This window comes from Paenibacillus sp. FSL K6-2862, from assembly GCF_038005125.1.
Classification (GTDB): domain Bacteria; phylum Bacillota; class Bacilli; order Paenibacillales; family Paenibacillaceae; genus Paenibacillus; species Paenibacillus illinoisensis_A.
Genome location: NZ_JBBOSN010000001.1, coordinates 2235757 through 2249995, shown reverse-complemented (window position 1 = coordinate 2249995; position 14239 = coordinate 2235757). Strand labels below are relative to the sequence as shown.

Sequence of the window (14239 nt, the reverse complement as noted above, 5' to 3'; positions counted from 1 at the left end):
TCTGTTAACTTCCTGAAGGCTTGAATGCATAAGCCTCTTCGCGAAATTCACTCGGGGTCTTGCCTGTATGTTTTTTGAACAGCCTGCTAAAGTATTTTACGTCTTCATACCCACTCATGGCAGCCACTTCACTGACTTTTGCAGGAGAGACTGCCAACATCTCCATCGCCCGCCGAATACGCATATTCGTTACAAAATCCCCAAACGTTGTACCTGTCTCTTTCTTGAACAGTTCGCTGAGATGTCCAGGGTGCAAATGGATTTGGCCAGCCACCTGCTGTAGACTGATTTCTTGTGCCAATCCGGATTCCATGTAGGCAATGGCCTTTTGCACATGCGAAGCCTGCCCTTGGCCCATTTGGCTGTAATATGTATGCATCAGACCATATAAATGGTGAAACAGCATATCCTGAAGGTCCGCAGCATCTGCTTCAGGTTCCGGCACCCATGGATCATATCGTACAGGCTCTTCTCTTCCTATTGCACGCATCGTGCGAACCAGCCAGCGTTGTCCTGCAATGACCGCAGAATGCAAACAGGCATTGAACGATTCCGGTGTTACCTCCGGGTCCAACATGAGTTCTTTTACAAGCTCCCGTGTCCATGTGGTGAGCGTGACAGGGTCATTATCGAGCAAAAGGGTCCCCAGCACGGTTTCCTCTTCATGCGTAAGTAATGTTTTACCACCCTTGCGGTGTTTTACATGCTCAATGCTCCAAATTTTATCGTCAAGCAGACTCAGATATTGATACGCTGCGGATGCCGTTAAATAGCTTTCGTGAAGATGTACCTCGCCACAAACCGGATGCCCTACAGCTGCACGCAGCGTACATTTCAGGAGCTGCTCCATATGATTAACTACCGTTCCCAGCGTGTTCAGTAATTCCTGCTGCCTGCTCGTTACCTGCATTACACCAATAATCTGTTCCTTGTGAATATGAGCGGCTGCACCAGGCAGCATATCCTCCAGCATATTTTGCACGGCAAATCTCAGAAGTGCAGCAGAAGAGCGGCTCCATCCTTGCGCACGAATAACAAATACAACCTGCTTATAGACCTGACTGCCGTCCAATGATACACCAGCAGACTCCGCCGCGCCCGGCTTCAAAAATGCTGGACACGAACCTGTGATCACATCACCTTCAATAACCCATCGTTCAAATAACCGCTGTTTATTCTCCTGTAAAAGTCGCCCTTCCTTGGACTTTTCTGTCCAGCGGTCCATAACTCTTTGCTTGGCCTGGAGAACCGTTTTGATAATCTCTTCCGGTTTGCTCGTTTTTAACAGATAATCCGTCACACCCTGCCGAATCGCCTGCTGAGCATAAGAGAAGTCATCGTAGCCTGACAAAATAATGACTTCCATCTCAGGCAGCAATTGCAGTCCTTCATTTGCAAGTTCAAGCCCTGTCTTGCCAGTCATGCGGATGTCAGTCATCAGAATGTGCGGACGCTCCTCAGCCAACCGGGACAACGCTTCTTCAGCCGAGGCTGCTGGTGTAAGGAGATCAATCCCCAGCTCGCCCCAGGCAATAACACTGGCAAGTCCGGTACGAATGATCACTTCATCATCGACAATCAGTAGTCTCATGGCGATTCCTCCAGAAAGGGTATGGAAAATGAAATACGGGTCCCTCCACCGACACGACTGTCCATCTCAAGTTGAGAAGCCGCCCCATAATGGAGCAGCAATCTCTCATTAACGTTGTGGATCCCGTAGCCACCAGCAGTGGGATTCACTTCCGGCAGTCTTTCCTTCAGCTGTTCCAGCCTCTCCTGGCCCATGCCGACACCATCATCCAGCACCAGTACGTTCATTCGTGCTTCATCCTGATCTTGACGAATCATGATGGTGATCGTTCCCGGACCATTCTTGGGCTGAATACCATGTACCATGGCATTCTCAACGAGCGGCTGCAGCAGAAGCTTCAGCATCATCCGCTGCTCCAAGGCAGGATCCACAATATAGTGCACCGAAAATTTATCAGGGAAGCGGATGGACTGCACCCGTACATAATGCTGGATATGGGCAATCTCCTGCCCAACAGGACAGAAATCCTTGCCGTTATTCAGGCTGATGCGCAGGAAATCACTTAAACCTTCGACCATATCCGCAATCCGGCTCTCTTTTGACATCAGGGCAATCCAGTGAATGGACGAAAGGGTATTATACAGAAAGTGGGGATTGATCTGTGCCTGAAGTGCCCTGAGATCAGCTTCTTTCTTGCGGGCTTCACCTTGTATAACCTCTTCCTTCAGGCTCTCGATATGTGCACCGAGCAGATTGTAGCTCTCTCCCAGTCTGCCGATCTCATCATCACTTTCAGATCGAAACAAGGGCAGCGGCCGATCCGGGTCAATACGGGACAGGTGCCTGGTAAGCACACGGAGCGGCCTTGTTACGCGGCGGACGGTAAACCAGACCAGCCCTGCACAGATTACCGCAGAAGCGACCACGGCTACAGCCGTAAGAATCAGAATATAACCATTCTCCGACTTGTATTGGTCGTAAGGAACTGTTCCAGTCAACGTCCATCCAGTCAGCTGTTCCGGGTAATAGAGCAGCGTCCGTTTGTTTTCTCCACTGCCATACGTAGTCGTCCCGCTCTCACTCTGCCGAATCAGCGTCTGCAATTCAGGTTCGACCTGCTCCAGAGTCTGCCCAAGCCGAGATTTATCCATGGAGGACAGGATCTCTCCGGATTGTCCGACCAGCTCCAGACGCCCTTCACCTCTGCCAAGTCCGAGCGCAGCCCAGTCTTTGGAAATGGCCTTTTCATCCAGGCTGATCGCGAGCCATCCGATGGGTCGATAATCATGAATGCTGCGGATGGGACGCACCAACGTAATCACATTTTGTATGCCTGCATAGTTGCGAACCGGGTAGACGCCGGTCCACATTTTAACCGCATCGCCAGCAGGAGCTGGAGGATCGGAAGTACCCGGTTCATACCAGGTAGCCGTTGTCAGGACAGCATCAAACCGATCCGGATATATCGCTATATTCGCAATATACTTTTTAGACGCCGCCAGATTGGTCATCCTGCCGACAATATCCACGCGGTCCAGCTCGTGATCTTCATTTCGGCTCAGATACTGCTGAATATCGCGCTCTCCAATCAGGAAAATCGAAATATTCTCGGCATCCTGCAGCATATAGCGAAGATTGGCTTCCACTTGTTTCAACGTGTCCATACCGGACAACTTCGTCTTCTGCTCGGTAATGCGGGAAGAGATCAGAAATGCGAACAGACCCAGCGCCAGCAGCGGCACGATCATGGAGGCAGTTACGACAACCGAGAGCTTCCTCTGCAGCGATGATGTGAGCCAGCTTCCCAATGCTTTTCCTCCTCTGGATGCGCCTTCGTTTAACCCTTAACCGCTCCAGCCGTCATGCCTTTCATAACCTGTTCCTGAAAAACAAGATATAGAATAATGGTCGGGATAACCGACAATGTCATGGCGGCCAGCGTTAATCCATAATCCGTCTGGTATCCGTCTGCGAAGTTCGCAATCGCCAGCGGTAACGTTTTCAATCCTGTCTTGTTAATGAATACAAGTGCGAACGAAAAGTCATTCCAAGCATGCAAAAAACTCAGAATTGTAACGGTGGACAAGGCAGGCACTGACATCGGCAGCATGATCCGGGTAAACAGTCCCCACAGACCTGTTCCATCGATAAACGCTGCCTCTTCAATGTCACGTGGTACACTTGTCAGATATGCCGTCAGTACAAAGATGGCAGTTGGCAATGCAAAGGCCGTATACGGCAGGATTAATGCCCAATACGTATTCAATAGAGACATCTGCTTCATCAGAATGAACAAAGGAACCAGTGTACTATGAATGGGAATCAGCATGCCTACAACGAAAAAGGTCATGACCAGCCCTTTCCAGCGGAACTGGAATCGTGCCAGTATGAATGAGGCTAGAGCTGCAATAAACAAAGTCAAAATCAATGATCCTAATGATACCACCAGTGAGTTGCCAAATGCCGTACCCAATTTGGAACTTTCCCACGCATTGCTGAAATTGGCTACATTCCATTGGACCGGCAAACCAAATGGCCTGCTGTAGAAATCTTCATTCGTTTTGAACGCACTGATCACAAGCCAGTAAAACGGATACAATGTTAAAATACCATACACCGTCAGCAGCGTCCAAACAATTCCGCTGCGCAGCCGGCGAACCGGATGACCTGAAGCTCTTCCTGGTGATGGCATCGTTACAGGTGTCGTACTCATTGCAGTTCCCCCTCTCTTCTAATTCTCTTTTCTTTTGCGACTGGTCACCCACTGGCTTGTTCCGATAAGCAGCAAGGAGATCAATACGATGGTTGTCGAGATTGCACTACCGAAACCATAACGGTAGGTTGTAAAGGTTGAATTATACATATACGTAGCGAGCAGCTCGGTTGCATGAGCCGGACCACCTTTGGTCATGATGTACACCAGATCAAACGATTTCAGACTACCCGAAATACACAGAATGATCGCAACCTGCACGGTTCCCCAGATCATGGGCAGTGAGATCGATACCAGCTTACGGATGCCCGAAGCGCCGTCAATTTTGGCAGCATCATGAATTTCACCAGGAATGTTTTGCAGCGCAGAGATGAAAATAATCAGGTACAAACCAACGAAGCTCCACAGCAGTGGCGGTACGAGAGAGAAGATGGCAATTTTGTCGTCAGACAGCCATTGCAGCTTCCAGCTCTCTAGACCGAGCGCATCCAGCAGGAAGTTCAGGATCCCGATCTGCGGATGATAGATATACTGCCAGATCATGCCGATAACGACGGTAGACAAGACCATGGGCAGGAAGACAGCAGAGCGCAGGAAGCGCTGCAGCGGATTGCTTTTGTGTAAAATGACCGCGAGCATCAGTGCTAACGGAATCTGACCGAACACGGAGGCAAGTACAAAAATGACGTTATTTTTCAGTGCCCGCCAGAATACCGGGTCATGCCAGATCTCGACATAGTTATTCAGACCGATATATTTGGACTCCCCGATGCCGGACCAGTTGAAGAAGCCGTAATAGGCTGACCATACAACCGGAACAAATACAAACAATGCATATATGATGACTGCCGGAGCAAGCCCCAGCATAATAAAGCGACGACTGCGCAGTGCATTCATTCCTTCACTTCCCTTCTTTAATACCTTACATATCCCCTTCACACATTGAAGCCTGCAAATAAAACGGAAAACCCCTCCCCTGCCGGGAAGGGGCTATACTGCTCAGTTAATCTCATGAAGTACGAATCACCGAGCGTTTTCAATCTACAACCTATTCCTCATCCATTCTGTTAGTTGCTAGCGGCATTGGCCTGTGCAGCCTGAATTTTGGCAGCGATATCTTCCGCTTTGCCGCCCATCAACAGTTCCTGCAATCCATTATTAATAACTTCAACCGTTGCAGACCCCAGCTTGGAATCGTAAACCGGATTAATCTTCACTTCCTGCATCAAGTCGTACAATTCAATGAACAAAGGATGTGCCTTGGATTTGTCCAGCTCAATGTTGTAGCTAACGAGTGTACTGCTGTCCAGCGTAGCCTTTTGACCGTCAGGTCCTGCCAGGGCATAGAACAGCTCCATGGCTGCCTCTTTTTGGGCACCGCTCAGCTTTTTGCTTACACCCAAACCGGTACCTACCACGCCTGATGTCGTTCTTGGCTCTCCTTCACCACCATCTACCGGGGGAAGAATAGTAATATGCGTGTTGTCCAATACCTCCGCAGGTGCGTTGTTCACCAGGTTCGCCAGGGCCCATCCACCATTCATGACCATGGCTGCTTTCCCCTGAAAATACAGCTGCATCATCTGGGTTTCGTCAATGCTGTTGAACCCATCCTGAAATGCCTTGCTGTTACCAAGCTCCTGCATTTTGTTTAACGCCTCGATAAACTGCGGATCCGTAAAGCTGGCACCCTCCTGGGCTGCTGCTTTCAGAAACCAATCTGTACCCGTAATCCGGTCTGCCAATGTACTGAAGATCGTTGATTGTGCTACCCAGTTTGCCTTGTTCCCCAGGGCCATTGGAATAACCTTGTTCTCATTAAACGTTGCAATGGCCTGTTCCAATTCAGCCCACGTTTCAGGAACTTTGACGTTATACTGTTTAAACAGTGCTTCGTTGTAATAAATGAAGGAACTTGGCGCCAGATTCATCGGCACGGAGTAGATGTTTCCGTCAACCGTATATCCATCCAGTGCGTTCGGGATAAAGTTGTCCTTCCACTCCGGCTTCGCATCCAGCTCTGTGTTAATGGGCTGAAGCAGGTCGCCTTTTACAAACTCTTTCGTCATGGCATCCGGCCACATCACAAACAAATCCGGCATTTCGTTTGCAGCTGCTACAGTACGGAGCCTTGTTTTCAGGCCGTCTGTCGGCAAGCCCTCATCCACCACTTCAATATCTGGATGTGCTGCCCGAAAATCTTCAATAATTTTACGCATGGCTACTGCCTTTGCATCCTGTCCGGTCCAGTTATGCCACAGCGTAACCGTGACTTTATCGCTGCTGCCCGTTCCCTCCGAAGCATCACCGCCACTGCAGGCAGCGAGTACCATCGAAAACAAGGCAATTGCCACAAAACCCGAAAGCCATCTTTTTAACATCTCTATACTCCCCCTTGGCTGTTTGAATACCCTCATTGTAAATGGTAACGCTATCATAACGTAAGGTGACGATCCACGGATGGTGGGGTGAAAAATATCGGATGCCACACCCAATAGCGTGTTACTTGTAATTAGAACAAAAAGAGCTCTCTATGTGAGAGCTCTTTAAGCAAACAATCTATTTCGTATGAAAAAGAATAAGTTCAATTTATTTCATGCTGCTTTTGATAAGAGCTGCAAAAGCTTCCGAGCCTTCCTTTGTTAAATGTACGCCATCTTTTTCAAAGTACTCATCGTGCCCTTCGCTTGCACTGTTCCAATCGATGAGGGAAACGTTACTGTAGGATGAGGCTGCTTCGTTCAATGCTCTGTTAACCGTTCGTTCCCAAGGACGCGGGACCCGGACAGTAACCAGATATACATGATTCTCATCCTTGAGGTAATCCAAAACAGAATCCAGGCTTTTGGAATTGAATGAACCGTTGGTTCCCAATTCCAGGACAACCTGATTGCCAAGTTGGTCGTTTCGTTTGAGCCCATCCAGGACATCGGCTGCCTCCCACATTTGACGGCCAACATGACCGTCCACGTGTACCCCGGACATATGTTGTTCCAAATAAGGCTTGGCATCCAGAATGACCGAATCCCCTATCACGGTATAGTGGATCTTGCCGTCTTCAGCAGGGGGAGCTTTGTCTCCACCCTCTTGCGAAGCATCACCTGGCTGATCCGGGTTCCCCGCAGTATCAGCCCCGTTATCATCGGCATGATCCTTATTTCCAGCATCGTCTGCAGCAGTCTGGTTCGGCTCGTTAGCAGCCGTTCCATCTCCTTCATCGGATGCCGGTTCTTCCGTTTTGGAAGGTGTATCTGGCTTCGACGTCTGCTCTGCTAGCTTGTCTTGCTGATTGCCACCATCATCTGCAGGCTTGTCATTCTTCTGAGGTGCCGACTTCTGGCCGGAACCTGCAGTATCAACAGGAGCCGGAAGAACATCCTGTCCTATCTCTTCATGCACAGCATGTTCTCCATTCAATGTGGTAGACATCGATACAGAATGTGAGTCGGAGTTCGCCGCAGAGGAAATCATCATCTGTGACACGGTGAAGCACATAAACAGAACTGACATCACCACTCCGCCCCGCTTCAACCATATCTGATGCGTACTAATACCGTTTCGCCCTCTACCCCATAGCCGGGAACAGGTATCACGGAATCCGTTATAACGGATTGGATTTTCGATAAACTTCAATGATAGTGAAGCCAGCACTACCGTTGCTGCCACCTGCAGAATCATTCGAACCGGATCTAAACCTCCCGTATCAACCACAGGACTTGTCAGGATGATTACAGGATAATGCCAGAGATAGAGCCCATAGGAACGCTCCCCAATCCATCTCAGCGGTTTTGCACCAATCAGGCGTCCCAGCATCGAAGAGGGATGAGCCAACACAGCGACCAGCAGGGTAGTAGCTATGGCTTGAAGTACCATACCCCCTTGGTAGAGCGATGGTTCATATTCACTGCTGTTCAGCATCATGTAGACCAGCAGGGCCAGCGCTGCCAAGCCCGATACATCGAGCACGGCTCGATTAAGGCTCGCAAGGGAGGAGGACAGTTTTCGGCTTGGCCACACTACAGCCAGTGCAGCCCCGGCCAGCAAGGCAAAAGCACGCGTGTCCGTACCATAGTATACACGGCTCGGATCCAGATTCGGATTGTATAGAATAGCCATTGCTCCAGCAGATAACTCAGCGGCAACGACAATAAAAACAACGAGCCATCCCTTTCTTTTGAACAGCTTAATTGAAAGGATAAGGAGCAGCGGCCACACAAGGTAAAACTGCTCTTCCACGGCAAGCGACCAGAAATGTCCGAACGGTGATGGAGGACCGAAACTCTCGAAATAGGATACATGGTGGAAGATATACCACCAATTGCTTATGTATAATACACCCGATATAACGTCCCCACGCAGGGAAGCAAGCCGGGAAGGATCTGTGAAGAGAAGCCAAATCATGACCACTGCAGTCATGGTAAGCATGCCAGGCACGAGACGTCTGATTCGTCTCACCCAAAAATCACCGAGTGATATGCGTCCATGTTCCTGCCATTGGGACACAAGAATATCTGTAATCAGATAACCTGATAAAACAAAGAAAATGCCTACACCGAGCAAACCACCGGGAATAAAACCCAGATTAAGATGATATCCAATCACAGCAAGCACGGCAATGGCCCGCAGACCATCCAGTCCGTTCATATGCCGCCTGTTGTTCAACGTTTGTGACATTCGCGCCCCCCCTTGTTGCTTCGGGCCCACATCATGGATGTCTGGGGCAGTTGCAAATCAGCTTGGCTTCGCATCGTGATTCTGGTTGTCATTAACATACGTATTGCACCTTTCGTCATTCATTTCCAATATATCGATCAACACTCACGTTTAGCATTATACGCTCAAGCGCAGTGAGATAAATTACAGCAGTAGTTACAAAGTGGTGAAACGATGTAACCTTTCCTGCCAGCTAATATAGCTGTAAAATCATACTCCAAAATTGTCGTTTAATACAGTCTTTTTCTTGGGCTGGGTAATATTACCTCACTACCATATCAATACAAAAAGACCGCCCACTTCCTCAGCAGCCACAATCCATTATAAACCTATCCCCAGCCGGATTGAAAGTTTTGCCCATAAATGCTTCTAGATGCCTAGGACTCTGGAGGTGAAAAGGACGAATCCTCTTTTATTCCGGGAATCTTCTAGTTGAAATCATCCTTTGAAGCCCGCTGATTCTACGTCAGGTCCAAAAAGGGCGACCAAAGTGCTGGTCACCCTTAACGGTATTCTTCTCATCACATGAACCTGGATGATGTCTATCCTCTAATTACATTTGCTGTATCCACATTGGCTGCAAGTCTTGCAGCCTTCAATATTGATCAATGAAGCTGAACCACAGGAAGGACACAAATCTCTCGATGCAGTATAGGTTGCTAATGGTTCGTCCACAATCGCCGATTCAGAAATTCGATTCACACTCTGGTCTGCCTCTTCATTAGTAGAGGATGCATTCTCCTCAGCTGTGCTCTGTACATGACTTTCGAGCGCCTTCGCTACTGCGTCTGCAATGGACTCTACCCGGTTTACACCAAAGCCAATCGCTCCCGAACCACCGATGCCTTTCAGATGTTTGATAAGAAGTTCGACTTTATGTCCGTGGTCACCATATCGCAGGAACAGGGAGCACACTCTTCCTAGCGCTTCTGCCATGGCGAATACATCGGAACCGGCTTTACCCACGTTCAGGAAGATCTCCGCCGGAATGCCGCCCAGGTCGTTGATCGTAATGTAAGCCATGCCAAACGGAGTATTTATTTTGTACGTTGCTCCCCGCAGTACCTGCGGACGACTCTTGTACTGTTTATCCAGTACTTTGGCTGCAGGCGAAGCCGCCACACTTGTTTTGCCCTCGTTCTCTGTCTCCGAAGGTTCTGACGTGAAAGCTGTCGTTTCGTTTGCAGCACTTGTTTCTTTTACCGGATCTGTCACACTTGTTTGTTCACTTACTTCGCTATTCGCCTCTTCCTTCTTCGTCGTGGATAGGACCTGTACATCGCGGCTGCCGTCCCGGTAGATCGTGACTCCCTTACAACCGAGATCAAAAGCAAGCTCATACAACTGTGCCGTATCTTCAACCGTAAAATCAGCCGGACAGTTGGCCGTCTTCGAGATGGAGCTGTCCACCCACTGTTGAATCGCTGCCTGTACCCGAATATGATTTTCTGCGGACAGATCCATCGCCGTTACATAATAGTCAGGAAGTTCCTCGCCAGGGTGTTCATCCAGCCATTCTTGAGCAATGGGGACAAACTGCTCATCGTAACCGAGCCGGCTTTGACGGAAATATTTAAACGCAAAGTAGGGTTCGATTCCTGTCGACGTACCCACCATCGTTCCCGTACTTCCTGTTGGGGCCTGCGTGATAAGCGTTACATTACGAATGCCTTGCTTGCGGATGGCCTCTCCCACTTCCGAATAAGTCCCGACCAGATTTTTCATGAATCCACTCTGTAAGTACGGCTCCACTTCAAAGGCAGGGAACGCTCCCTTCTCGGCCGCAATCTCTGCTGATGCGAGGTATGCTTCTTTTGCGATAAAGCCATACAGTTTATCCAGAAATTCAAGCGATTCCGGACTGCCGTACCGGATGCGCAGCTTAATCATCAGCTCTGCGAGACCCATCGTGCCAAGTCCAACCCGGCGCTCCCGCTGCTGATTCTTCTGATTTTCCTCAAAATGATAAGGTGTTGCATCAATCACATTGTCCAAAAATCTCGCCGAAATTCGTGTCGTCTCCGCCAGCTCCTGCCATGCTACATCATGACTGGTTTCATCGTAAAATTTGGATAAGTTGATAGCCGATAGATTGCAGACGCCCCATCCTGGCAGGCCTTGTTCACCGCATGGATTTGTACATATAATCGGATTAAAGTACCAGCTGTTGGACATCTGATTGTAATACTCCATAAAGACAACACCCGGCTCTGCTGATTTCCAGGCCGATTCGATAATTGTACGCCATATATCCCGGGCCTTTACTGTACGGTAATGGATAACCTGGTGCCCGGCTTCCTTCCATTGCTGCAGATCCCCGTTCCACTCGTTGTCATACTCGGGGTCGTTCGTATCCGGAAAAACAAGTTCCCAGTCCCCGTCCTGTTTGACAGCTTCCATAAATGCGTTGCTCACGCATACGGATAGATTGGCATTGGTAACCTGCCCCATCGTTTGTTTGACGGTAATAAAATCCATCACATCCGGATGCCAGTCGTTCATCATCAGCATAAGTGCTCCCCGGCGGCTGCCTCCCTGTTCAATCAGTCCAGTGGTATAACTGAACAATCCTCCCCAGGATACCGAACCGCTGGAAGATCCATTGACCCCTTTAACTACTGCACGACGTGGACGGAGTGACGACAGGTTGATGCCAACCCCGCCACCGCGAGCCATAATCTCCGTCATTTCAGTCAACGTTTTCATGATGCCACCCCGACTGTCCTGTGGAGAAGGAATGACATAACAGTTAAAGAGGGTCAGCTCATCGCTAGCACCCGCACCAGCAGCAATTCGGCCTCCCGGAACCAGCTTCCAATCGTCCAGGACAGCCCGGAACTTGGATTGCCACATTTGCTGTTCTTCCGGAGTGGATTCTACAGAAGCCATCGCTCTCGCGAGCCGGTCCCACATCTCCTCCGGTGTTTTTTCTATATTAAGTGTCAGCTTCTCCACTTCCGTCTGGATCGTTTCTCCACTACGAGTCTTCACTTTCACCGTCTGACCCTGCCGTTCCACGATTTCCCCCACTTCCTTTGTCGGAAACTTCGGGTCATCTTTCGTCAGAACAAGTACAACATCTCCTACCTTGGCATGGTTTGGATCAGCATCCTTCCAGGCATAACGGTCCAAAAATATTTTTTCACTTAATCCTTCCAACTTGTGCGACAATTTGTTCGAATTCATTATGTTTGACAGCCTCCCCAAAAATCCCATTACATTTCTATTATGTGTATAAATATGCCGAAACACCACATATAGTGATTCATATTCAGTATAGTACACCATATATTGATTTTCCATGTGACTTAAGTCACAGCCAGCCTTTCTATTCGCCCTGTACTTGGACTAGCTCACTCTTACGCCATCAGACTCTCTCATTCAAAATTTGTGAATTTTTTTAGACGTAAAGGTTCGATTTCGCACCTTATTTGGAGGGTGGTTATGAACTGCCTCTCATTCGTCCATACTATGAGCTACGAATAAAACGTCATCATGTATGGCAGGGGAGGCATCACCATGAACCGGAAACATCCGCTTCACATGAATCAACCTGCAGCAGAACTGCCCGTTCCGCTCGAATTCGATCGCAGCTGGCTGACCCAATTGGAGTCACGGCTCGATAAAGGCGGTCCTTGGGGAGATTACAGACTCTTTCAGCTTGGTATTCAAGCGGAAGAGACCAATCTGATTCCCAATTTTGATGAAATACAGTGTCTTAAGCATTTGCAGGGACTGACCCCGCTTCCGCACCAGATGGACACTGCACGCAAAGTATTATTTGAAATGTCAGGCCGTGCCATTCTTGCCGACGAGGTGGGTCTGGGAAAAACCATAGAAGCCGGTCTGATATTGAAAGAATATATGGTCCGTGGTCTTGTATCGAAGGTCCTCATTCTCGTGCCTGCATCCCTTGTACTTCAATGGGTACGAGAGCTGAATTCAAAGTTTGGCATTCCCGCAGTTGCACAGAAAAAAGCCTATTCCTGGCAAAATGAAGTGGTGGTGGCTTCCATGGATACGGCTAAGCGAGATCCGCATAAGGACATCTTGCTGAGTACGGACTATGACATGATCATTATTGACGAAGCGCACAAACTCAAAAATAAAAAAACGACCAACTATCAATTCATGCTGAAACTGCGAAAAAAATATTGTCTGCTGCTGACGGCGACACCTGTACAAAATGACATGAGCGAGCTGTTCAATCTAATAAACTTGCTGAAGCCGGGCCAGCTCGGTCGTCAAGGTGACTTTAGTGCGAACTTTGTCGTGGATAAACGAATCCCCAAAAACCAGGAACAGCTTAAGGACGAATTGTCCAAAGTCATGATCCGGAACCGCCGCGGTGAAGGGCCAGTACAGTTCACCAAGCGGAATGTTTCCAATGTGAATTTGCAGCTATCTCCTGAAGAACAGGCACTCTATGATGGGGTAACTTCCTTTGTTAAAGATCAATATCAGGAGGCTGGTGGAAACCTGAGCAGCATGCTCTCCCTTGTTACGCTGCAGCGGGAGGTGTGCAGCAGCCGGGATGCAGTGTTTGTTACGCTGGTCAATCTGTCCAAGAAGCTCCCGCTGGACTCCCCGCTCCGGGACAAAATTTGGGATCTGGTTGCCCATATCAAGGCCATTAAGGAAAATACGAAGGCCGAGAAAACGATGGAACTGATTCGAAACATGAATGAGAAAGTCATCATTTTCACTGAATACCGGGCCACGCAGGAGTATCTGCTGAATTATTTTCGCAACAACGGACTCACAGCTGTTCCATATCGTGGCGGTATGAACCGGGGGAAAAAGGACTGGATGATGGACCTTTTCCGAGGCCGTGTTCAGGCCATGATCGCAACCGAAGCTGGTGGCGAAGGCATTAACCTTCAATTTTGCCATCACATGATTAATTTCGACTTGCCCTGGAATCCGATGCGCGTAGAGCAGCGAATTGGTAGGGTACATCGGCTCGGACAACAAAATGACGTCAACATCTACAATCTGTCGACGACAGGCACGATTGAGGAACACATCCTGAATCTGCTGCATGAAAAGATCAATATGTTCGAGATGGTCATCGGCGGACTGGACGTTATTCTGGAACGCCTGGAGAAAAAGGAATCCATCGAAAAGAGTCTCTATAAGATCATGCTCGAATCCCAGAACGAAGATGACATTCGCCGGAAAGTGGATTCGCTTGGACAATCACTTAATTCCATTCAGCGTGAAGTCGCCGATGAAGTGCCATCCGTCTCCCTTCTAGATCTGGGCAAAGGAGGACACTGACC

The 14239-nt window shown here is 48.9% G+C and carries 8 protein-coding genes; 1 reads left to right on the top strand and 7 read right to left on the bottom strand.

From position 1 onward, the window contains the following. Positions 1–4: 4 nt before the first annotated feature. The 7 genes from MHB82_RS10480 to MHB82_RS10450 all read right to left on the bottom strand — a co-directional run bounded on the left by MHB82_RS10480 (position 5) and on the right by MHB82_RS10450 (position 12143). Positions 5–1591 (bottom strand): helix-turn-helix domain-containing protein, encoded by a 1587-nt coding sequence (locus tag MHB82_RS10480; protein WP_341174615.1) that lies wholly within the window; start codon positions 1589–1591, stop codon positions 5–7. Further along, entirely contained in the window at positions 1588–3339 is a 1752-nt protein-coding gene (locus MHB82_RS10475; RefSeq protein ID WP_110759427.1) for a sensor histidine kinase, read from the bottom strand. Before MHB82_RS10475 ends, MHB82_RS10480 begins: the two co-directional genes overlap by 4 nt. 29 nt (positions 3340–3368) lie before the next feature. After that, complete coding sequence (locus MHB82_RS10470; RefSeq protein WP_341176621.1) at positions 3369–4223, bottom strand: carbohydrate ABC transporter permease; 855 nt, start codon at positions 4221–4223, stop codon at positions 3369–3371. A 39-nt stretch (positions 4224–4262) separates the two neighbouring features. Continuing rightward, positions 4263–5141, bottom strand: a complete 879-nt coding sequence (locus MHB82_RS10465) for a carbohydrate ABC transporter permease (protein ID WP_095287994.1) — start codon at positions 5139–5141, stop codon at positions 4263–4265. Between the two features lie 170 nt (positions 5142–5311). After that, complete coding sequence (locus MHB82_RS10460; protein WP_095358795.1) at positions 5312–6625, bottom strand: extracellular solute-binding protein; 1314 nt, start codon at positions 6623–6625, stop codon at positions 5312–5314. 208 nt (positions 6626–6833) lie between these two features. Further along, entirely contained in the window at positions 6834–8918 is a 2085-nt protein-coding gene (locus MHB82_RS10455; RefSeq protein WP_341174614.1) for an acyltransferase family protein, read from the bottom strand. Positions 8919–9506: 588 nt separating this feature from the next. Then, a complete protein-coding gene (locus MHB82_RS10450; protein WP_341174613.1) occupies positions 9507–12143 on the bottom strand; it encodes an adenosylcobalamin-dependent ribonucleoside-diphosphate reductase in 2637 nt (878 codons plus the stop codon). Positions 12144–12476: 333 nt separating this feature from the next. On the opposite strand from MHB82_RS10450, the gene MHB82_RS10445 reads away from it, so the two are divergent. Beyond that, positions 12477–14237 carry a DEAD/DEAH box helicase gene (locus MHB82_RS10445; protein WP_110759435.1) on the top strand — a complete coding sequence of 587 codons (1761 nt, stop codon included), beginning with the start codon at positions 12477–12479 and terminating at the stop codon, positions 14235–14237. Positions 14238–14239 lie beyond the last annotated feature (2 nt).

What these genes read in the sequence shown, in the direction of transcription:
- MHB82_RS10465 (WP_095287994.1), bottom strand. Translation starts at nt 5,141, where the DNA reads ATGAATGCACTGCGCAGTCGTCGCTTTATTATGCTGGGGCTTGCTCCG.
- MHB82_RS10480 (WP_341174615.1), bottom strand. Translation starts at nt 1,591, where the DNA reads ATGAGACTACTGATTGTCGATGATGAAGTGATCATTCGTACCGGACTT.
- MHB82_RS10445 (WP_110759435.1), top strand. Translation starts at nt 12,477, where the DNA reads ATGAACCGGAAACATCCGCTTCACATGAATCAACCTGCAGCAGAACTG.
- MHB82_RS10450 (WP_341174613.1), bottom strand. Translation starts at nt 12,143, where the DNA reads ATGAATTCGAACAAATTGTCGCACAAGTTGGAAGGATTAAGTGAAAAA.
- MHB82_RS10470 (WP_341176621.1), bottom strand. Translation starts at nt 4,223, where the DNA reads ATGCCATCACCAGGAAGAGCTTCAGGTCATCCGGTTCGCCGGCTGCGC.
- MHB82_RS10455 (WP_341174614.1), bottom strand. Translation starts at nt 8,918, where the DNA reads ATGTCACAAACGTTGAACAACAGGCGGCATATGAACGGACTGGATGGT.
- MHB82_RS10460 (WP_095358795.1), bottom strand. Translation starts at nt 6,625, where the DNA reads ATGTTAAAAAGATGGCTTTCGGGTTTTGTGGCAATTGCCTTGTTTTCG.